General features: G+C 48.8%; 20 protein-coding genes. All 20 read right to left on the bottom strand.

The window, feature by feature from the left end; all coding sequences use genetic code 11:
* Window positions 1-55: 55 nt before the first annotated feature.
* The gene (locus tag EJV45_RS06680) at window positions 56-418 is read right to left on the bottom strand and encodes a hypothetical protein (protein ID WP_129714892.1); all 363 of its coding nucleotides are present in this window, start codon (window positions 416-418) and stop codon (window positions 56-58) included.
* A 16-nt stretch (window positions 419-434) separates the two neighbouring features.
* Complete coding sequence (locus EJV45_RS06675) at window positions 435-2357, bottom strand: nucleoside-diphosphate sugar epimerase/dehydratase (protein WP_129714891.1); 1923 nt, start codon at window positions 2355-2357, stop codon at window positions 435-437.
* A gap of 7 nt (window positions 2358-2364) precedes the next feature.
* On the bottom strand, window positions 2365-3414 hold the full coding sequence (locus EJV45_RS06670) for a GNAT family N-acetyltransferase (protein ID WP_129714890.1): 1050 nt from the start codon (window positions 3412-3414) through the stop codon (window positions 2365-2367).
* A gap of 9 nt (window positions 3415-3423) precedes the next feature.
* Window positions 3424-3915 carry a GNAT family N-acetyltransferase gene (locus EJV45_RS06665; RefSeq protein WP_129714889.1) on the bottom strand — a complete coding sequence of 164 codons (492 nt, stop codon included), beginning with the start codon at window positions 3913-3915 and terminating at the stop codon, window positions 3424-3426.
* Window positions 3912-4916, bottom strand: a complete 1005-nt coding sequence (locus EJV45_RS06660; RefSeq protein WP_129714888.1) for a hypothetical protein — start codon at window positions 4914-4916, stop codon at window positions 3912-3914. The genes EJV45_RS06665 and EJV45_RS06660 overlap by 4 nt, the downstream gene beginning before the upstream one ends.
* Window positions 4917-5165: 249 nt before the next feature.
* A complete protein-coding gene (locus EJV45_RS06655) occupies window positions 5166-6317 on the bottom strand; it encodes a glycosyltransferase family 4 protein (protein ID WP_129714887.1) in 1152 nt (383 codons plus the stop codon).
* Window positions 6318-6412: 95 nt separating this feature from the next.
* Window positions 6413-7783, bottom strand: coding sequence for a pectate lyase (locus tag EJV45_RS06650; RefSeq protein ID WP_240755218.1), 1371 nt, complete (start codon window positions 7781-7783; stop codon window positions 6413-6415).
* 399 nt (window positions 7784-8182) lie between these two features.
* Window positions 8183-9277 carry an NAD-dependent epimerase gene (locus EJV45_RS06645; protein ID WP_129714886.1) on the bottom strand — a complete coding sequence of 365 codons (1095 nt, stop codon included), beginning with the start codon at window positions 9275-9277 and terminating at the stop codon, window positions 8183-8185.
* Window positions 9274-11148 (bottom strand): asparagine synthase (glutamine-hydrolyzing), encoded by a 1875-nt coding sequence (asnB, locus tag EJV45_RS06640; protein ID WP_129714885.1) that lies wholly within the window; start codon window positions 11146-11148, stop codon window positions 9274-9276. The genes EJV45_RS06645 and asnB overlap by 4 nt, the downstream gene beginning before the upstream one ends.
* 1 nt (window position 11149) lies before the next feature.
* Window positions 11150-12226, bottom strand: a complete 1077-nt coding sequence (locus tag EJV45_RS06635) for a glycosyltransferase (RefSeq protein ID WP_129714884.1) — start codon at window positions 12224-12226, stop codon at window positions 11150-11152.
* Between the two features lie 3 nt (window positions 12227-12229).
* Complete coding sequence (locus EJV45_RS06630; RefSeq protein ID WP_129714883.1) at window positions 12230-13300, bottom strand: RimK family alpha-L-glutamate ligase; 1071 nt, start codon at window positions 13298-13300, stop codon at window positions 12230-12232.
* 6 nt (window positions 13301-13306) lie between these two features.
* Entirely contained in the window at window positions 13307-13852 is a 546-nt protein-coding gene (locus EJV45_RS06625; RefSeq protein ID WP_129714882.1) for a hypothetical protein, read from the bottom strand.
* Window positions 13836-15041 carry a histidinol-phosphate transaminase gene (locus EJV45_RS06620; RefSeq protein ID WP_129714881.1) on the bottom strand — a complete coding sequence of 402 codons (1206 nt, stop codon included), beginning with the start codon at window positions 15039-15041 and terminating at the stop codon, window positions 13836-13838. The genes EJV45_RS06625 and EJV45_RS06620 overlap by 17 nt, the downstream gene beginning before the upstream one ends.
* Window positions 15042-15074: 33 nt before the next feature.
* Window positions 15075-16184, bottom strand: coding sequence for a glycosyltransferase family 4 protein (locus EJV45_RS06615; RefSeq protein WP_129714880.1), 1110 nt, complete (start codon window positions 16182-16184; stop codon window positions 15075-15077).
* Window positions 16177-17400, bottom strand: coding sequence for an O-antigen ligase family protein (locus EJV45_RS06610; RefSeq protein WP_129714879.1), 1224 nt, complete (start codon window positions 17398-17400; stop codon window positions 16177-16179). Before EJV45_RS06610 ends, EJV45_RS06615 begins: the two co-directional genes overlap by 8 nt.
* 8 nt (window positions 17401-17408) lie before the next feature.
* Window positions 17409-18482 carry a glycosyltransferase family 1 protein gene (locus EJV45_RS06605; protein WP_129714878.1) on the bottom strand — a complete coding sequence of 358 codons (1074 nt, stop codon included), beginning with the start codon at window positions 18480-18482 and terminating at the stop codon, window positions 17409-17411.
* Window positions 18479-19126: a sugar transferase gene (locus EJV45_RS06600; RefSeq protein WP_129714877.1), complete on the bottom strand. Its 648-nt coding sequence runs from the start codon at window positions 19124-19126 to the stop codon at window positions 18479-18481. The genes EJV45_RS06605 and EJV45_RS06600 overlap by 4 nt, the downstream gene beginning before the upstream one ends.
* Window positions 19127-19128: 2 nt before the next feature.
* Window positions 19129-20370 (bottom strand): DegT/DnrJ/EryC1/StrS aminotransferase family protein, encoded by a 1242-nt coding sequence (locus EJV45_RS06595; RefSeq protein ID WP_129714876.1) that lies wholly within the window; start codon window positions 20368-20370, stop codon window positions 19129-19131.
* Between the two features lie 10 nt (window positions 20371-20380).
* The gene (locus tag EJV45_RS06590; protein ID WP_129714875.1) at window positions 20381-21520 is read right to left on the bottom strand and encodes a glycosyltransferase family 4 protein; all 1140 of its coding nucleotides are present in this window, start codon (window positions 21518-21520) and stop codon (window positions 20381-20383) included.
* Window positions 21520-22383 (bottom strand): glycosyltransferase, encoded by an 864-nt coding sequence (locus EJV45_RS06585; RefSeq protein WP_129714874.1) that lies wholly within the window; start codon window positions 22381-22383, stop codon window positions 21520-21522. The genes EJV45_RS06590 and EJV45_RS06585 overlap by 1 nt, the downstream gene beginning before the upstream one ends.
* Window position 22384: the final 1 nt, after the last annotated feature.

The raw sequence follows: 22384 nt of genomic DNA, 5'->3' as shown, positions 1-22384 counted from the left end.
GTTATCCAGGTTGAAGGGAACGGCGTGCCTGCGCTGCCGGGAGTTCGTTGTCAGATTAATGTTCATCATTCACTAAGGGATTATGTTGTGATAAAAACGATGTATAGGTTTCCAGCAGCCTGATGTACTTATCCCGCCAGTATTGTGGAGAGTTTGAGGTACTATCAGCATGCCCTTTAATTCCCGGCCCCTCCTCTGCGCTCCGCGCAGCGTGAAAGCCATTGTATTTTTCGGGAAAATCGTTTGCAAAATCATAACTGATACTCTGACCAATGCGATGAATCAGTTCTACATTCAGCTGTTTTTGTTTAAACCAGTTGTAAATCGACTTCCTGCTAACATGAAGCCTTCTTGATAATTCGCTTATACTGATCTGGTCGCGCCTGATCACAAGCTCTACAGTTTCTCCGTCGTGCATATCGTGTTGCTTAAGTTTAATATTCAGGTTCACTTTGAAAAGCAACATCCAGTGAATTGAACACTGAGTTGTTGCTTTTGTATTCAGGGATCATCTCTTTCATCTTTCGAACGGTTTCCATTGCGTTCTGGTTTAAATTGATGTAAAGTAGTTCTTCAATCTCCCTGCTGATCTGTCCATATTGCAGTGGGGCAACATCTGAGATCATAATTTTTTCATGTCGCGTAACCTGGGTACTTTCATACCTGTTCAGCAGCTCCTCATATAGCTTTTCGCCCGGCCGAAGCCCGGTAAATACAATATCAATATCTTTATATGGTGCACGACCGGACAGCTTGATCATGCTGACGGCCAGATCAACAATTTTGATCGGTTCTCCCATATCAAATATAAATATCTCTCCCCCATTGCCCATAGATGCCGCTTCGAGTACAAGCTGGACCGCTTCGGGGATCGTCATAAAATAACGCGTTATATCCGGGTGTGTTATCGTTACAGGGCCGCCTGCATCAATCTGAGACTTGAAAAGAGGCACCACAGAGCCGTTTGAACCCAGAACATTGCCAAATCTGGTTGTAATAAAACACGTATCTGACCCCAGGTTTTCACGTGATTTCTGCAATGATTGTATATACATCTCTGCAATACGTTTTGAAGCACCCATAACATTGGTAGGATTCACCGCTTTGTCTGTAGAGATCATGACAAACTTCTTCACGTTAAAACTGACCGACAAGTCTGCAAGATTCCTGGTACCCCAGACATTGGTCAGTACAGCCTCTTCCGGGTTATTCTCCATCATGGGCACATGTTTTAACGCTGCCGCGTGAAATACAATCTCGGGCCAGCACGATGCAAACAGACGTTTCATTCGTTTCTGATCCTGGATATTTGCCATATAATACATGCAATTGCTGTCGGGAAACCGTGCTTCCAATTCCAGCTGCATATGATGCAAAGGCGTCTCCGCCTGATCACAGAGAATAACCAGATCGGGTTTACAGCGCAATACCTGCCGCACAATTTCAGATCCTATAGAACCGGCCGCCCCCGTTACCAGTACCCGTTTACCTGTCAGCCCTGTAAAAATCTGCTCCCGGTCAAACTTAATGGGATCACGCTGCAGCAGGTCTTCGATCTTCATTTCAGGAAGATCTCCGATGCGAAGTTCGCCGTCAAGCCACTCTGAGGGTGCCGTTACAGAAATGACCCCGATGCCTTCTTCAAGACACATTTGGGCCGCAGCTTTGCGGGCTTCGGGATCAGGACAGGCGGCAGAAACGATCATTTTGTCTACCTGTTGATTCCGCTTCAGGGCAGGGATATCGCTGGTGCGGTATACATTTTTCTGTTCAATGTGCATGCGTGCACGGGCCGGGCGGTCATCTATAAAACCAACAATGCGAACGCCCGGGTCCTGTCCCAGGTCGAGCCCGTGTTTTATCAACACTGCATTCCGGTCTGTACCATAGATCAATACGGATTCTTTTCTGGTGTCTCTGGCATCATTCAGGGATGAGAACAATACCTTTATAAACATGCGCATCACCATGAGCAGCGTAGCAGATATAAAGAAATTCAGCACAATCATGCTGTAAAACCATTTCCAGCTGAGGCCGAAGTAAGGCATAAGAACCAGCCATCCCGAAAGGGAAAAAAGCAGTCCGCCTGCCAGAACGGTTTTAAACACCTTGAATACATCTGTCATATTTGAATGACGAATCATCCCGGTGTGCATGCGCATCACAACAAACAACGGCGCTGCAAGGGCATGATAGGTTAGTACACAGGCGAAAATATCCAGAACGGGTCTCCGGTCCAGACTCAGCTCCTGGATAATCAGGACCGAAGTCATCATGGACAGGAATACAATTACCTGATCTATAACCAGGATAAGCCACCTGGAATGAAACGACTTATTAAATAAAAGCTTTTTCATAGTGAGACTAGTTGTGAGACAGTTCAAGCGACTTGTAGCGATAAAGCGGAAAGAAATCAATACCGGCTTCCGGATCAAGTTCCTGGCTGGCCAGAAGTTCGGCATATCGCGCCACGTTGGCAATGTAACGCCAGGTCGTAAAGGCGAAGAATGTGTGCGAAAAGCCGGTCTTCCACCTGAAAAGATTATCCCTTTTAAAGCCGAAGCCGCCGCCCAGGTTATAATACCTCATGCCCAGCTCCCTGCCAATTACGCTGACATGGTCTACCATCAGTTTAGCCGGCGAGTCTGCCAGATAGGCATCAGCGGTGGCAATGAGGTGGGCCTGCATGATATGATTTGTCAGCACAATGATGGTTCCGCAGACAGGTTGATTGAACTCATTATAAACAAAGAGAATCATCGCCTTGAAATTGGATGAGTTCAGCAGGGCATTGAAGTGCGTTTCTGAAAAGAAGTATTTTTCATCAGCCTGAACGCGATGCATATTTTCGGTGTATAACTGATGAAAGGTATATACTGCTTCAGGACCGGATGCCTCCCTGACCGTAAACCCGCGTCCCTGCAGTTTTTTAATATTGGCCCTGATCTGCGGCTGATAACGGGCGCGTTGCTCCTCAATAGGAATCTGGAGATCTATTGCCACAACATCACCATTGTTATGCATACCGCCGAGGCTGTCAAAAACGCGCGACTGATGATAAAAGGGATGCATCCTCAGGAAAACCGAGATGATGCGCTGCTCTTCAAAAAAATCCTGGAAGGCGCTGCAGAAACGGGCTGAAAATTCATGTGTCAGAATGTGGAAGGGACGGTTAGAAACTGGTCCGGTGTAACCGTAAACAGAAGAAAGGTCAAACTGATCTGTGCCCGGAATGCGTCTTTTGACAACAGGTACGGCGATATAGACCTCGCCTTCCTGGTAGACAAACAACAGGCTTTCGCCCGATGCTTCCAGGCAATGGTAATCATGCGTATGATAAAAATCATAGTTGTGTGACCTTTGAACATAGTCATTCCAGGCCGTCCGGTTTTCCAGCGGAATCGTTCTTTTCATATGATATCTTTAAGAAATAGTGTAGGTGTTCCTTTGGGCCTGCATGCGGATGAAAGGCGCAGCATAACCACTTTTCACAAAGCCCTGCGACTCATAAATTCTCCGGGCGGCCAGGTTCAGTTCGTGTACGTCGAGTGTTACCAGGTGCAGGTTCATATCAGCAAATGCGATTTCCATCATGAGGGCAGTGGCGCGCTTCCCCAGCCCCCTTCCATGGCAGGCCTTGTCGCCGATAAACATGTGAAATTCGGCACGGTTCCGGCCAATATTGATGAGCTGTACATTTCCGATGTAACGGTCGTCATCGAGCAGACAGATCGCAAACCGAACCTGATCCGTACGTATCGAAACATTTGCATACCAGCTGCGCTCCATAGCCAGGGTGATGGGGTGCTGCGGCCTGAAACGGGTGTATGTCCAGATTTCAGGTACGTTTCGCCACCGGTACGAGAGTTCCATATCGGCGAATTGCAGCGGACGGAGGTAAATTTCGACTTTCATAGCAGATTTTTGAGAACATTGATGATACGCTTCATATCTAAATGGCTGTAGCGGTGGTCTATTGGCAGCGGGATGAGGTGTGAGGTAAGGTAATACTCATACATCTGTTTCGTTGTCCAACTGTAGACGTTCGGCCAGTATGTAGCCACGTATATGCGTTTTGCCAGAAGTTTTTCGCGCAGGGATGTTGAGGGGTGGGAAAAAGGGTAAACCATGGGCGCATTTACGTTCGATGCATCGAAAGAATAGTCGTTATGGTTAACCAGAAAATCATGCAGATACATAAAATTTGAATTCCTTCTGTAACGGCAGGCCTTGTAATCAATACCCTCCAGTATGGCATGTGTCAGTGCAGACATTTTGCGTATCGGATTTTGTTGCAGCACATCATTGTTAGCCACATAATCCTGATACCCCTGCTCTATTCCCAAATCAATGCTCTTGATTAAGTGAGAAAAACGATTCACTGAGACATCGCGCTCAAGTTTTAGTCTTGCAGGGCTTGCCAGATGCAGATAAGCACCGTCTGGCACGCCGAAAAATTTACGACAGGAATAAAATGTATCTGTATCCTGAACCGGCTCAGAAAAGAAAGCCTGTGAGTTATCGACGATCAGGTTTTTAAATTTCCTGCGCAGGCCTGTAATGGCTTCCTGTTTTAGTCCGAAATAATTGGTGTAGAGCAGACATTCCGTTTCGCCGAGCTCAAAGTCAAGCACGGGTTCCATGTGCTCGTTGATGGTATAGTACCGGTACTGGATATCCAGTTTGCGGACAGGTTCCATAATGACCTCACAGGTAAAATAAGGCAGATAAATGAGCGTATAGCCGCGGATTTTCAGAATATATTCAAGCGCATTTCTTCCCGTATTGAGCCGGATCATAGCTGGATAGTATTCTGAATCCCGGGACAGCTGCAGTTCAAGATAACCGCCGATGGATTTCATTTTTCCCGGCGCGGACTGGCGAATGTCGAACTTAGTTTTGGAGCTTTTTGTCATGGGTATTTTTTTTCAGCATACATAGGTTATGGCAGCCTGATTCGCATAGGCGCAAAAGGCAGATGGGAAGATTTGTTTATAGATTTGAGATGTGAGATATGAGTATTGAGACAGCGCGCCGAACCCCTCAGACGGCAGCTGTTCTTAGATATGAGATTTGAGATATGAGATATGAGAGTGCGCGCCTGGGCGGTCAGCTGCCGTATTTAGCAGCCGTGGCCGTCCTGGCCGCCGGATTCTTTGCAGGCTTTAGGCGGATGCCAATGGCAGAATGTCCATAATGCGCAGCATATCTACATTGACCTTATTGACATCGAATTTTTCCTTCACAAAGTTTTTGCCGCGTAAGCCAAAATCGATTATATCCTGGGGGCAGCGTAAAAAATGTTCCATTTTTTCGGCGAGATCTGCTGCATTTCTCACCTGGGCGAGCAGGCCGTTTCGCCGTTCAAGGTTGGGATGGATTGTTTCCCGGCAACCCACCGAATCGCAGGTAATAATAGCCCGTCCCATCGCCATAGCTTCGAGCAGGCTCCGGGGCACCCCTTCTCCATAATATGATGGCAGGACGACAACCGAAGCCGCACTGACAAAAGGCCGGACATCCTGAACAAGACCATGGTAGTCAACAATGTCTCCCGCAGCGATCTGCATATATAGTTCCCGGCTGATGGAGTCGATATTATCTTCAAAAGCACCGATGAGGGTAAAGCTGGCTTCCGGATACTTTCGTTTGATCAGTTTGGCAGCTTCAAAAAATTCCAGGATGCCTTTGGCGTTGATCAGGCGTGAAACCATCAGGAAATTAAACTGCGTCATATCGGGAGGGGTATAGGCATACGAATCGAGGTCGACACCCGAACCGTTTACAACGTAGGCATTGGCCTTACTTTTCAGAATGCCAAACCGCCTGAGGGTACCGTAGTCATCCTGGTTCTGCAGGATGAGGTGCAGGTTTCGCGCCGGCGATAAACACAGTTTCAAAAGCAAGTAGGTAATTCTTTGTACGGCGGTTGGCCGGCGCTCCCTTTTTATAAAAGTGTTTCCGAGCCCCGTAAGCATGGGCGTAAGACGGCCGACCCGACATAATTTTGCGATCAGTAAACCGTATATTACAGGTTTAAATGTATAAGGAAAAAAGACGTCTGGTTTGAGTTTTCGCAGCAGGCGATACAAATCGACCATGTACCTGAGATCTTGGCTAAGGCTGACTGAACTCGGATTCAGGCGGTTCTCATACACGGTAACACCCAAATCCTGCAGCCGTTTCCTGATTGACTGCTGTGAAATAGGCGGACTAAAAACAGCAACTTTGTTCTGAGCTACCAGCTCTTCAATAAGTTTTCCCCTGAAATCGAGTAATGAGCGGGGAGAATCGCAGGATATCAATATTTGTTTCATGATAAAATGGAGGTTACTCAGCAAACCGGTCCGGCTCAAAGCAGTAAACCCGGCAGGAATGCTGCCGGGGATACCAGTATGGATCGCTTTTTAATCTACAGAATTAACGTAGCGCCCGCTGAAGCAGGGATGAGTGAAGGCAGGAGATTTGCTGTGTTCAGCAGATCGCGGATGCTGTAAGGCGGAGTCCACGACGAAGCCGAGGTAGTGATGCGGTTTTGCCCGCTGTTTTTGTAAATATTTGTTTCAGTACCGCTCACATAACCCGGTCTCGCATTGAAATTTGTCTTGATCGGTTCCTTCTGGTTTTCATAGTAGTTGTTATCAGTACGCACTGTCGCATTCATCGTGGCGCCTACTGCATAACCGCTACCATTCCTGTGGTAGTTGTTGAAACAATGTACGGTTCCAAAGCGCACACTTGGCTGACGTTCAGATACATTATAAAAATAGTTGTTATATACGCTGACACGCAGGTGGCCCTCATCATCGGTGTTGCGGTCATCAAAACCGATCAGCATGGGGATGTGGTTATCATGAAACCGGTTCCACGAGACGCTCACAAAATCAGCGCGTTTGCCAATGTCGAGCAACCCGTCATAATATTCCCAGCCATGATCGCGGTCTGACGAAAGATCACAATGGTCTACCCAGACATGATGGGCATCTTCTTTAATCATGATGTTGGAGTAGCCAACCACATTTCTTATGGTCACATTCTGGATGATGATGTTATTGGCACCATAGATCAATAATCCGACGCCGTCGATGACGGAACCCGCCACACCCTGGATCGTTTTATTTGATTTCACATTCAGAAAACCTGAACCGCTTATATTTCCCTGGATGCGTATAATCAACCTTTGAGCAGACTCCAGGGCATTTCTAAGTTCGTTCAGGCTTCTGACGGTGACTACCGGGCCGCCTAGCCCGCCGGTTGTCATCCCATTCATTGCCGCGTAGCCGATCGGGCCTGTCAGCGGCAATGGGATAAGTGCACCAAGCCCCGGCGCGGCACTTGTAGCTTGCCTGTGCAGCTGGTACGTGTACGTTCTGCCATTTGTGCGCGGGTCGCTGTTGTCTGATGAACTAAAAAACAGTTCACCCTGCCAGTGACTAAAACGGCCGCCGCCGTTTCGGCGAATCTGGTCATGGTTGGTATGCGCAGGTCCTATTTCCACCCCGTCTTCAAACAGACGCATACTTGAGGCGTCTGTATCGGCGGGCGAATCGCCGGTTTCACCTATATTGTGAAGTTTGAAGGCGTTGCCTGCCTCAGCAATGACACGTCTTGTATCAATGACCAGCATGCCGGCCTGCTCATTGGCCGCACTTTGTTTGCTGTAAATCACGGGCGATTCAGCAACAGGATCGATCTTGTCTTTTTCGCAGCTTGCCGTAGCCAGCATAGCCAGTACTAAAAACGAATTCATCAGAATTGATTTGGTAGTTTGTTTGTTCTTCATGTTCAAATAGTATACAGCCCTAACGAATGCGTATTTCGTTTTGGTACACTATTTGACTTTTTGAAAAATGTCTGCTTTTTTATATAAAAACGGCCCGTTCAGCCGGAAGCGAAATTCAGGTGTTTTTGACATATTAACTTCCGCACAGCATGTATTAAATACCTCAATCAGACTTTTAATGCCGGGTAAACACGTCCCCTCCTGCTATTCTTAATAAGAAAAAATATTTCACCGCATCAGAAAGCCTGCCAGATACATTTTTTTTGAATTATTTTTCAAAAAATTTTTGGAGTAACAGGTTTTTATACGCTTTTTCACAGTATTTACACTGTAGTTGCTGCGGCTGAAAAGAATTTTCCGCCATAACTGGCCCTTAACTGACCCGCCGGTAAGCGAATTTTAACTCGCAGCCGAGCGTTCCTCGAGCGCTGCGGGTAACTGCGGACCATAATACGCAATGTACCATTCAACGAATTTCCTCACACCCTCGGCTACAGAAACGGATGGCGCGTAACCCAGTCTTCGTGCAATTGTTCCCACATCTGCACAGGTTTCTTCCACATCACCATCCTGCATGGGCAGCATATTCATTTTTGCTTTTATACCGGTATTCTGTTCAATTTCAGAGATAAACTCCATCAGACTTACAGATGAGCCGCGGCCCAGGTTGTGTATACGGAACGGTGCGCTTGAAGAAGCGGGATCAGGCTGCAGCGGATCCCAGAAAGCATTGGGCGTGGCCGGCGCCTCCAGCACATTAACAATACCCGAGACGATATCATCTATATAAGTAAAGTCGCGTTTCATCTGCCCATAGTTGTAGACGTCAAAGCTTTTGTTTTCAAGCATCGCTTTTGTGAACAGGTACAGCGCCATATCCGGCCTTCCCCAGGGTCCGTATACAGTAAAGAAACGAAGGCCACTTGTTGGAAGACCGAACACATGGCTGTAGGTATGCGCCATCAGTTCGTTGCTTTTTTTAGATGCGGCGTAGAGTGAAACCGGATGGACAGCTTCATCTTCAACCGCAAACGGAAACTTTTTATTCAGACCATATACGCTCGACGAACTTGCATAGACAAGATGACCAATTCTGAAGTGCCTGCAGTTCTCGAGTATATTCAGAAAACCGCTGATGTTTGAGTCGATGTACGCTGCGGGATTTGTCAGGCTGTAACGCACCCCGGCCTGGGCTGCCAGGTTACAAACCTTTTCAAAACCTTCCTCATAAAACAGCTTTTCGAGCCCTGATTTGTCGGTAAGATCTAACTGGATAAAGCGGTAAGCAGGATTGGTAACGCTTAACATCTGTCTTCCGGGTGCAAGGCCGAGCACGCTGATTCCCGATTGCTGCAGCCGCGCATGTTTCAGGCTCACATCATAATAATCATTGAGATTGTCGATTCCAACAACCTCGTCGCCCTGGGCCAGCAAGGCCTGGACAAGATGGAAGCCGATAAAGCCGGCAGCGCCGGTTACAAGAATTTTGCTCATGCGTGTACGATTTGAGGTTTATGTGTAGGTTTTTTCGTTCTTTGTTTGTTCCATACTTCGAGGCTGAAGACAGCAAATAAGATCTTTGCCCTGCGCTGGTCAGAGATGCGCAGTTTCCTGGCCATCAGGTCCCTTACAAATCTTTCAGAGATCAGCGATTTATAAAGGGTTGAGGCCGAACCGAGGTAATCGCCGATTATTTCCCTGAGCTGCCCGTCTACCCAGTCGGCAAGCGGAATCTCGAAGCCGCGCTTTGGCTGGTGCACCAGTTCGGCGGGTAAGTATTTTTCAGCCAGGCGGCGGAGGATAACTTTTGTTTCAAGTCCGGAAATTTTATGAGCATCATTTATTCCGGGTACGAATCTCAGCAAGCCGTCTGATAAAAAAGGGCTGCGGCCTTCGAGAGAATGAGCCATTGTGGCGATATCCATTTTGGGCAGCAGGCGGCCGAACAGCATGGACTGAAAATCCATCAGCAGCATCTTTTTCAACGGTGAGATACTCAGGCGGTTTACGCGTTCCAGGTCGGCGCGAATGGCGGCCAACGCAGGCGGACAGATAAACCACTCTTCAAACCCGTTCATCAGGTCGGCTCCTGCTGATGCGAAGACCTGCAGGGGATCCCTTTTGGCACTGAATTCAAGCAGCCTGTACAGATAGGTATAATTGCTTTGTTTCTGATGGGCTACCGGCAGCAGGGTACTAAGTAATTTCGACGTACCGGCAGCCAGGGAACCGGAGCGGAAAAAGTCTACATACCTGAATGGGACGTACCGGCGATAGCCGCCGAAAAGTTCATCTGCACCATCCCCGTTCAATACCACACGCACATGTTTGCCTGCTTCCCTTGCAACATAATAACTTGGAATGACCGAATTGTCTGACGTCGGCTCACCATAGTTGGCAATGATCATTTCAATATCATTTGCCAGATCAGAGAAGTCGATCTCGATGGTAGTATGATCTGTGTCGTACCGCCGTGCCACCTTGCCCGCGAGCTCAGACTCATCAAAGCCGCCCGCCATCTTAACTGTAAAGGTCTTGAGACGGTCTGTATGTTTTGCAGCCATCGCTGTAACCAGGCCGCTATCTATTCCGCCGCTTAAAAAACAGCCGACCTGAAGATCCGAGCTGGTCATTCTGCTTGCAACCGCTGTTTGCAGCAGCGCATCGACCCGGGCAAGTGCATCACCCAGGGGCAGCCGGGTCTGAACCTGATAACGTTCCTCGATTGAAAACCAGCTTACCTGTTTTTCTGTGCCGTTGTGCGTATCAATCTGCAGATAATGCCCGTTTTCAAGTTCCGTAACCTTACGGTAAGGGACAGCTCTACGGTAATGGTGCCCGAGATACAGATAGGCAGACAAGGATGAAAGATCCGGCTCGGGGCTGAAAATTGTGTTGAGCAGGCTGAGTTCAGATGAGAAGGCCAGCATGCCGGCATCCCTGTACAGGTACAGCGGCTTTTTACCTGCACGGTCCCGGGCAAAAAACAGCCTTCCGTTTTTCCGGTCATAAAGTGCAAAGGCAAACATGCCGTCAAACTCAGCAAGCATTGCCATGCCGAGCCGTTCGTACAACATCAGAATGGTGAGCGTGTCTGAATTTGAGGCCGCTTTCAGCTGATACCTGGTACGCAGCTGCATGTGATTGTATATCTCGCCATTAAAAACGATGTACAGGTCCTTGTATGCCATGGGCTGTCTGCCTGTACTGCTCAGATCCTGGATGGCAAGCCGGGTATGATAAAGTTTCAGCGTATCGATTATGAGGCTGTCCTGCTGATCAGGTCCGCGATGACGCAGACCGTCGAAAACAACAGAAGCATCTAGTTCTCCCTGGTGATTCAGGGTTCCGAAAATTCCGCACATATTATTTGTGGTGTAGTGAAGTAGAGTTGATAAGCTGCATCCAGTCAGCCATGATTTTCTGGTCCTCGAAGTTGTTCTCGATGAAAGACCTGCCCAGAAGCCCTTTACGGCTCCGTTCGGCGGGGCTTAACTGCATCATCATTTCCATACAGGCTGCCAGGTGATGCTCATTGCCGGGTGCGCTCAGAAAGCCGCAGCCTGCAGGCCCGACGAGTTCGCGGATCCCGTCAATGTCGGTCGCGACAACAGGACATCCGTAGGCCATGGCTTCGAGCAGCGCATTGGGCATACCTTCTGAAATTGATGACAGCACAAAGGCCTGCGCGCCCTGCAGCACCGAAACCGCATCTTTTTTAAATCCGAGCAGCTCGACATGATCTGTGATGCCCAGCTCACAGATCATTTGCCGCGGCCACGATGCCTTGTCCAGATCGCCGACAATACAGACCTTAAACGGCATATGTCTGAGCAGTGCGATGGCCCTGAAGAGCGTTTTATAGTCTTTATTCCATCGCAGATGCGCAATACAAACCCAGCGAAAGATCGTATGACCGTCAGAATTAACAGGCATCTCAGGTAAGGCGATTCCGTTGTGTATGACGATGCCATTCTTCCTGGCCAGTCCGCGGCTTTCAAAATTGATCCGGGAAGCCTGAGAATTGTACACGACCGCATCATCAAACTTGGCAGTAAGCCTGAACATAAGTTTCCATTTACTTTGAATGGTGGAGATTCTGATGCTCGAAATCAGTTTAAATGGAAACTTCATTTTAAGAATCCGCGCAAAAATGATGGCCACAAACATGAAAGCCACCACCAGGTCGGGTTTAAAGGTTGTGCAGATGGCTACAAGCTTTCTGATATTCCTCAGGCCGTTTCCATTCCAGTCGCGCAGGTAGCTGATCTTCAAATGACTGCCTGGCGGAAGTCCTTCAAACTCATTAATGGGCTTGAGCGATATGATATGAACCTGGTGTCCGGCGGCGGCGAGAAAGCGCGCCAGTTTCAGCAATTGTGTCTCTGCCCCACCCTTGCTCATAGAAGGCGTGAGGAACAGAATACGTTTTAACTGTTCCATAACTCAGATGGCCGGACTTAATTCTTTCGAAAATGACGGGCGTTTCAGATACTGCGCCACCTGTTTTTCTTTGATGGCAAAAACCAGCCTGACGTAGGCTACATCCCAGGATTTTTTTAACTGCAGCCCGGTTTTGTAATTTGAATAAGGTTTTTGACATGCCTTCATTCTGGGATTCGGCTGATAAAATGGGCTCACTTCAAGATAAAGCGGAAGGGTGTCCAGATCATCGTTCTGCCAGGTAATATCAAACGCACCGGTAGTAAGCTTCAGTGAGGCGAAAGTATCCTGAATGTGCTGGCGCCACTTTTCAGGAAAGTTATCAAAGTCGACCCGGCTGCCTTTGCTCGTTGCCGTTGGTTTCCACTCTTTGGCCAGGTTGATACGCCAGTAATGCGAAACAACCTCATTGCCAACAAGAATAACACGCAGATCGCGGCGCATATTGATCAGTTCCTGTACAATGACGGTTTTATTCTCGCGCATAAACTGTTTGTCTTTGACCAGGTTGATGAGCTGTTCGGTCGATTCAATTTTGTACAGCCCCTGGGATGCACACGAATGTTCGCTCTTGATCAGAAAGGGAAATGGCGGGTGATCAGCAAGCAGCGCAACGGGATTTGTGCAGATCTGCGACAGTGGTTCATGAACACCCGCAGCTCTGAAGGCTTCGTGCATGCGGGCCTTATTTTCCCAGAAAGACAGTTCGTGTTTGGACGGAAAGATCCGGTTTCCCTGTCTTTCAAGCTGCGTGGCGATGTGTTCAAGTACAGCTGTATGGTTGGCAAAACCATAAATATTATACGTAAGGCTCAGCGAAAAGAAGATTTTTTTGCGATGGTAGCGCCCTATCTTCCTGCCGGTTACGATTTTGAACGGCTTTTTCTGGCGGATCAAAGCAGCGAGTGTAGCCATGTCCCAGATCAGCGCGTCGCTGCCAAAATATTTCAGCGACATTTTTGGAATCCACAGCAAGATACGGGCGTCTGTATGGTGATGCTTGAAAAATCCGCGCCAATCAATAAGCCTGATGATGGCAGCAATGCGCCAGCACCTCTTCAGAATTTTAATCATTGGTTTTTAAGATGGGTAATTGATTTGTTCGATCTCGGCGGCGCCGATGTACCGGATAGGCAGTTGTTTTACACGACGGATCGTGTCTTCATAAAATTTGGTCTCGCCAGCCTCATGGTTGTAACTCAGGTCATCAATGTACACGACTTTCTTCCCTTTTTTTAACAGCAGATTGATAAAGTCGAGCTTTTCTTTTACATGATAAACCAGGATCAACTGGTCAAAAGGCACACCGCAGTCGCGCAGCCAGCGCCGGGTTAGAAAATAGCAGTCGTAGCTGCGCGCTGAAACAAAAATAATGCTGTGACCCGCAGCAGCCTGTGCCAGGATGTGATCACGCATGCCTCTGAAGATTGACAGCGATTCATACCGTTTCATTTCGCTGCGGCAATAACCGTCGCAGAGGGATGGCCAGGTATGAGCAAGCGTATTGTCAATATCTACGACATGTACCGTGTCTGAAGCCGGCCGGCGGCTTAAGGCAGCGTGCAGCTGCAAGGAGAAAAACTGCCCCACCGATCGAACGATCAGGTTTTTAATCAACCTGTTCATTAACAAGTTCTTTTGTCAGCGTAAAGTTGAGGCAGGCATTGATGCTTTGAAGAATATACCTGTTTTCTGTACTTGAGCGTGATGCCAGCCTGATAAACTGACCGTCAAGGCCAATTTTGTCATCGCACACGCGGACGTAGATTCCGTATGTTATAAGCAGTTTGGCAACAAAATCTGCCGACCTGATGCCGGCAGGAAGTTCGATAAGCACAAAATTTGCCATACTTGGGTATACCTTGATGCCTTCAACCTGTTTCAGCTGTTCGATAAACTGCAGGTTTTCCAGGATATACTTGACCCGAACTTCTTCATAACGAAAAGCGAAATCTGCCCTTGCATAAAGCCTGAAAAAATATTCTGCCAGACCATTCGAATTCCATAGATAACCGTTACGCAGCAGACTTTGCACCCGGCTTTCAGACATGATACCGTAACCCGCCCTGATGCCGGCAACGCCAAAATCTTTTGACATGCTTTTAACTACGACAAGGTTAGGATATTCTGCGGCCAGGTGGCTCAGCGACATCAGTCCGTACGTATCGTCTTCATAAGCAAAATGAATAAAACTTTCGTCTACAATAACCTGGTCTACAAACGGAACTTCCTCGAGGATTCTCCGGATAGCCGATACACGCGTATAAGCGCCGTTGGGATTATTCGGATTGATAAGCACAATCGTATCGGGTCTGTGTTCTTTCACCAGATCGATGTAGCTGTCTACATCAAGCTCATAATTATCTTCCTTATGGAGCACATTGTATATGACCTCAACGCCATCCTTCACGTACTCGTAGTAACTTGAAAACGTAGGGATATTGATGATCACCTTCCTTTTCGTAAAGTTGTGAATCACGGCCTGGATAATTTCTATGGCCCCGTTCCCGATAAAGATGTTCCTGCGATCAACCCGAAGAAACTCAGCGAGCGTTTCTGCAATCACCTGGTTTTGCGAGGGATAACACTCCATCAGGTCGCGCATCCGGCCGGTCTCCAGGATCTCGCGGTTGAAATATTCGATAAAAAGCTCGGTAGCATAGGGATTTGACAGAAAACAGGCGTCAACCCTGATCTCAACCTCGCTCAGCTTCTGGCGAAGCGTAAATATACTGGGCGAATGCGAACCTGCTTCGGCCTTCAGCCTTTCCATTTTCCGGACAATCCGGCGTTCGGCCGGTGTAAAATCAATCATATGATGTTTTATTTTGTGGCGTTTCTTATTCAGTCAAATCAATTGCTTATACAGCAGCTCGTGTTTCCGGGCTGTAATGGTGATGTGGTATCTGGAACTGAATGTACTGCGAATGCGTTCTTTAAGCGCCGCAGTTTCCCGTGTGTAAACAGCACATCTGAGTGCCTGATAATAAGCCTCTTCTGTTATTTCGCTGCTAAGAAATCCGTTGAAGCCATGATCGATCATCTCGCTCATTCCCCCGGCAGGGCTGCATACGGGTATACAGCCGGCAGACATTGCTTCGAGCAATGAGATAGGCATGCCCTCATACAGGCTAGGCAGGCAAAAGATATCTGCGACGGAAAGGAAATCGGCTACATCTGCTCGTCCGCCAAGGAACTCGATCGCTTCATCGTTTCCTGCAAGCGCTGTAAGCCTGCCCGCAAGAGCTTTATCGTGCACTTCGCCGATGATCAGCAGCCGGCATTTGATCCGCTCCTCGCGGTTGAACCGTTTCACAACGCGTATCAGCATTTCCTGGTTCTTTTCCGGCGCCAGCCGCCCAACATGCAGCAGCAGCCTGGTGTTGGAAGAGCTTTGATACTTTTCGCGCAGCAGGGACCCGGCATTACTGGCTGCAACCGATTTGCAGCCATTTTCAATAAGCTGATCACCTGTAAGGCCGTAATAGCTTCTGAAAGACATGCGTCCGTTCTGGGAAATGGTAACCGGCTTTACCCGGCCGATGCGATAGAAAACCGATCTGAGCGCCTTGACCGCTCTGGACGGACATTCTTCATGGGCAACATTGTGAACGGTATGTAGAAATCCCGCGCGGCGGCCGGTCAGAAGATAGGGATACAGGTATTCAAACGCATTGAGATGAGAATGAACCACATCAGGTCGCTCGCGGCGCAGCCAGCGGTTCAGGTTTAACAGCACCCGCAAACTAAAGCCGGCTTGTTTGTTGAAACTGACATATCTGACCCTCGGGTTAATGTCTGCAACAAATGTGGCCTGCTCCGCATTGGCATTGAGTGACACGATGATGATCTCGTTCCCGCCAGAAAGGCTCAGCTCGTTACAAAGATCGACAACAAGCCGCTCGGCGCCGCCGCGTGTCAGCGAGCCGATAATATGGACAATTTTTAACCTAAGCATACACAAATGCTGAAGAGTGTGAGGCCGCAGCTACCTGCTCCTGCCTGAGCGCCCAGGTATGCAGTAGCGCGAAATACAGAAAAAGCGTCGGACCATCACTGCTGATAAGCCAGGGATTGTGAGAAAGCGCATTTACGGAGGTGGCCAGAAAGGCAAAGCTCAAACAAATGAGCAGCGCGTTACCCGGTTGCCGTATGTTCCGCAGAACGTAGAAAAAGATCTTTACAGGCTGCCTGTAAATCAGCCCAAGCAAACCCAGACCGAGAAACGGCCCCAGATAGGTCAGGAACATCAGATAGGCATTGTGCGAGGTAACGCCCGAAGAAAAAACCTGGTTGCGGTAAATGACATCTGCCCAATTTTTCCCGTAAAAAATGAGCCCGTAAGGGTAATCAAGATAAATACGGAGGTTTTCGCCAGATAGTGATGACCTGTTATAGGTAGCATCGTTGTGCTCATTTTTTGTAATGATGTTCTCTACCCCATCCAATTGGTATTGCAGATAAAAATGATAAATGCCGTAACAGATAAGCAGCATCAACGCAAGCGCAAAAACGGCTCGGAAACGGTAGTAGGCTACCAGAAAAAGTGTTGTGCAACATGCAAATGCAACAAAAGCTGAGCGCTGCATGCCAAGAAACAGTAAGCCAAGACAGACAGCAAAGGCCAGCAGCTTCACCAGCAGATTCTGCTTAAAAACAACGGCAGCCACGAAGATCATGGTGCAGAATGCTGCAAGCTGATAACCGAAAGCAAACTGGCTTTTCGAAAGTCCGGAGGGGCTTTGCATGACCTGTTCGCCCAGGATCTGCTCGCGCAGCCTGTCAATGCTTGCCCCGAGAAAGTGGTTCAGGACCAGAATCAAGCCTGAAAATGCCAGCAGGCTGAAAAATATAATCATACCCTGGTTAAGACGTCCGGGCTCAGATGCGACAAAATAATAGAAGTAGGCCGCACACAGTACCATACATAAGGAGTTCGCAATAAACGCCGTAAGGTCTGACAGGCCTACGGCATAAAACAGAAAGGAACTGATACCAAGCAGCATCACTTCTCTGCTGTAACCGCCGACCCGCTCATGGTGTGCCTTAAAGAGGAAAACGAGTGGAAGATAGAATAGCAAGGGGGCAGGCAGTCTGAAAAGCTCTGTCATGAACACGCCAAGCGAGAGCGCATACAAATAAAGACAGACAAAAAAGACAGTTAACAATTTCATAGATATACTTATTCGATATTTTTCAAAAGGGACTGTACAAATGCAATCCCGTCATTGCTCTGTTGGCGGTAGTGGTCCTGGGCATCATGAGCAATGTGTCTGTATTCATTATAATTGTCCAGAACGCAGTCTATCAGCTCAGGCAGGTTAGTCAGGTTCCAGCTTACCGGTAAATAGGTCTGGTTAGCGATAAACAGGTCGGGAAATGTTTCCAGATGCCCCATATCGGGTTTAATAAGAAGGCTGCCTGCCAGAAAGGTCTCAAAGTCGCGGTAGCAGATCTCGCCCCAGCCGTAGGGGCTTATGCTCACCTTTGAGTTTCTCAATTCGCGGAGGTAGGCAGCTTTACCAACATATTTGCCGGTTACAACGTTGCGGCCCAGTGTGCCAAGCAGCTGCAGCAGCGTATTTCGCTGCGCGGATATCTGGTTAACAGATGAATCGGCATGCAGCGTGCCGCGGAAAGCCAGGTCATGGATACGGGTTTTGAACACCGGCACCACCTTATCGGGATAAAGTCTCCGGCTGAGCACGTTACTCAGCCTGCTTGTTTTATAGGCATAATAGCGATAATCGTTTAACCCGAGGTTCCAGGCCAGCCGCAGCCTCGGCAGGTCGGTTGGCGTACAGGGCTGAAACGGAGTAGCGGGCTGCGCGCCGGGTTTGTTGAGCCAGATCCTTAGATCGCGTCTGCTGCCCGGCCCTGTATAATAACTGCGGTCTTTCAGCAGCTGCTTTTTCAGAATCAGGTCCACGAAGGGAAACAAGCCCAGATCGGCCGAGCCGCTTGAGTCGGCGGCATCAAACCAGATCAGCCTGCCCACCTTTGAACGCATGCCCTCCAGATAACGAAGCAGCCGCTCTTCATTTTCAGCATTGCGCGTCTGCAGATGCTGCCACGATTTAAAATACCGGGAATGGATAAGCAGGTAATCTGCCTGATCTAACGCCGGATCAAGGTGACTATTAAAAAATTCAACCTGCACATCGTGCGCTGTCATCAGTTTGCGCCAACGGTGCAGCGGATGACTGTCGCCGTAAAATCGCTGCTCGGGCCAGTCGATGATTTTTAAAGTTTTCATGCCTGTTTAGCGGGGAGTGCAATGTCAATGCCTGCCAATTCCGGATCAGGGATGGAAAAAATGCGCTTAAAAGTCAGCAGCAGAATTTTCAGATCTGTTTTGAGGTTATGGTGGGCCACGTAGCGCAGGTTAAAAGAGAGCTTTACCGGCATAATGTGGTTTACATAATATTGCTCAGGATCGTCGGCCGAATCGAGAAGTCTGTTTTCATCAAAAAAACAGATCGATGCCCAGTCGGTTATACCTGGTCTGACAGTGAGAACGCGCATCTGTTCATGACTATAAAATGCCACATATTTGGACACTTCAGGGCGCGGGCCTACAAAACTCATTTCTCCACGCAGGATATTGAACAACTGCGGAAATTCGTCGATCTTGTACTTTCTCAGGTAGTATCCCAACGGGGTGATCCGGCTGTCACGCATGCCAACAGTGAGAAGTTTTCCCTCCGGCTGATGGCTATACATGGTCCTAAATTTAAAGAGCCTGAAGCGACGGCCCATTCGCCCTACCCGTTCCTGCACATAAAATGCCGGTCCCTGCGAATTTAACCTGACAGCCATACCCAGCAGCAGCAGCAGGGGAAACAACGCTGTGATCGCGGTCAGCGCGAAAAACACATCAAAGAACCTCTTCCTTTTCATGGTCAGGCACTTAAAACCGGGACTTCGCGCAGGGCCACCTTCCGGTTAACGGCATCAAGAACCTGGCTGATAATAAAGTCTGTCTCTTCGTCACGCAGCTGCGGATAGATCGGCAGGGAGATTTCACAGGAGAAATGTTTAAGACTTTTAGGGAAATCTGAGATATGGTAGCCCAGCGTCTTAAAATACGTCAGCATTGGCATAGGGATAAAATGGACATTAGCCTGTATGCCGGCGGCGGCCAGCTCAGCGATAACTTCATCCCGCTGTTCTTCGGTTATTCCGCTGATACGCAGGGCAAACAGGTGACACGACGATTGCCGGATATGATCTGAAAACAGCGGCGCAATGCACCAGTCCTGATGTTGAAAGGCATCCAGATATTTCAGATAAATGGCTTTACGGCGCGGCAAAAGCTCACCCGAGTATTGCCTGAGCTGGGCCAGGCCAATGGCTGCGCAGATGTCGGGCATATTCATTTTAAAACCCTTAAACATGATGTCATATTTCCAGCTGGCACCCTGCGATTTGGTAAAGGCATCTTTACTCTGGCCATTCAGACAAAGCATTTTCAGGTAACTGAATTCTTCGGGAACGTTAAATGACTCGGGCAGGTTCAGACAGATACAGCCCCCTTCACCAGTGGTTACGTTTTTCACGGCATGAAACGAAAAGATCGTAACATCACTTTTTCTGGCTGCCGGCTCACCATCGTACAGTGCGCCTATAGAATGGGCTGCATCGCTGATGAGCAGGATTCTGCCCAGCGCTGCCTGTTTCGGGTTTTCGGGTATAAACCGCGACGACATTGCCTCGCTGTGCACAAGTGCATTCAGCCGGTTATAATGACAGGGGAGCCCCGCTATATCAACGGCAATAATGGCCTTGGTGCGGCTGGTTATCTTTTCAGAAATTGCCTCGGGGTTTATGGTCAGGTCGTCCAGAATGTCTACCATTACCGGTGTGGCGCCGCAATGCAGCACACAAAGGGCGGTTGCACAGTATGAGTAGGCGGGCAAAATGACCTCATCCCCTGGTCCCACGCCAAACCAGTTCAGCATCATGATCGCTCCTGAAGTCCAGGAGTTGACACAAATGGCTGCCTGCGAACCCGTCAGTTTGATTATTTCAGACTCGAGCGCTTTCACCTTCGGACCGGTGGTGATCCAGTTATTGTTCAACGTGTCGAGTACCTCATCGATTACCTGCTGATCAATGAAGGGGGGTGAAAATGAGATATTCATATCAATGTTTTTAAATTACTTTACTGGAATCGGTCCGGTTCACACGACGTGCTGAATGATTCAGCAGGGTGACCCAGCGATGGGAAATTTTTTCTATAGAATTTGATTCTGCTATGGCAGCTGCCTGACGGCCGATTTTTTTACGAAGGCCTTCATCTTTCAGAAGCAATCGCATGGCGTTAACGAGGGCATTTTGATCGCCGTTTCTCACTAACAGGCCATTTTCTCCTGTTTTAATGATTTCGGCGGGACCGAACTCGCAGTCGGCAGCAATACATGCGCAACCGCAGCTCATGGCTTCGATCAGTGCGTTCGGATAACCCTCGTTGCGCGATGACAGCACAAAGAGCCGGGCCTGAAGGTAATAGCCCTGCAGTTCCTTAACCGGGCCGAGCAGAACGACACGGCCCATAAGGCCCAGGCGACTGATCTGTTCTGTCAGTGCCGCCCGCTCCCCTCCTTCGCCCGCAATAAGCAGGTCGGGGGCACCTGCTCCAAGCTTGCTGTAGGCATCAATCAGCCGGTCAAAACCTTTCTGGTAATTGAGCCGCCCCACGGCGAGGATGAAAGGTTCCGGGTGGACTGCTGCCACAGGGTAACTGATTTGCCGGTCTACCGGATTATTGATCACTACATAGTTTGCAAGACCTGCAAATGCACTCTGTCTTTTCAAACCTTCGGCGATGCCTGCTGATGGGAGCACGACCGCATCTGCCTGCTGGTAAAGCTTTGCACATACCCTGAGTGCCAGCCTGTTTAATTCGCTCACCCCATATTCGGGGGCGTTGCGCTCTGAGACGATGTACGGAATGCGGTGCCTTTTAGCCGCCAGGGCCGTCCATATGTTTGCGCTGGTCATAAACGCGATAACACATGCTAGTTTTGCTTCTTTAAGTGCAGTGCCAAGGCGGGAGAATGTTAACCAGGCATACCAGGCACGGCGTACCAGACCTTCGTGTTTTTTGCGGTCAACCAGGGTTTTTACCCGCACGGCCGGATGCAGCGGATACGCAGTCTCAGCCTTATTCAGGCAAATGATCAGCACACCAAATCCTTGCGCGGCAAGGTGACTGCTCAGCCTGGCCACCACCCTTTCAGCGCCGCCCCCACCCAGACTGTTGATGACGAAGGCAATATTAAGCGCAGCCATCAGACCAATTTAACAAGTGTGGTAAGCGCCCTTTTTAACTTGAAGTATCTGATGTCGAACAGGAAATACCGCCTCAGGTAAAAGGCGAGCAGCCGATATTTCATTCTGGCGGGATAGCTGAAGTTGTGTATCATGATGTTGAAATCATTGACCATCCGGTGTTTTCTGAGGCGCGAATCAATCATGCTCCAGACACCGCCGGGATGCCAGCGGTAGGTTGCCATCACTTCCGGCAGCACATGGAGCTTCAGACCTGTGCGGCTGGTGGCGTAGAGCTTAAAAAGCGTATCTGAGCCCCAGCCTTTGTGATACCAGGGCTGGTTCGCAATGCTCCTGATTTCAGGAATGTTGCGCACCATCAGCGTAGACATTCGCGTTTCTTCGCGTTCGCCCATCAGAATATTCTGATAGGTAAAATCGAATGGAACCGGATCAGCGTTCACGTATACCAGTTTGCCATGATGATCGATAACGCGGGTATAGTGACAGCAGATAACGGCTTCGGGATGGGTATCGAGGTAACCGACCTGCTTTTGTAATTTGAGCGGGTCGGTCCAGAAATCGTCTCCGTCGCACATGGCGATATAGCGTCCTTTTGCTTCAGCAATAAGCCGTAGGTGGTTTTCCACCGCACCAAGGTTCTGTTCGCGCGCAAACAGCCTGATCTTTTCCGGGTGCTGTTCAGCATACCTGCGCAGAATCTGGGTGGTGCCATCTGTAGACAGGTCATCGCCAACCAGGATCTCAAATGCAAAGCTGGTCTGCTGCATCAGAAAACCTTCAATTGCCTGCGCAATGTACGGTTCATGGTTATATGTGAGGCAGCAAATGCTCACACCAGGAGTATTCAAACTATGCTGCATG

This window comes from Pedobacter sp. SYP-B3415 (assembly GCF_004138205.1).
Classification (GTDB): Bacteria; Bacteroidota; Bacteroidia; order Sphingobacteriales; family Sphingobacteriaceae; genus Pedobacter.
Note: the sequence above shows the minus strand (reverse complement) of the source record. Positions and strands in the feature narration are given on the sequence as shown.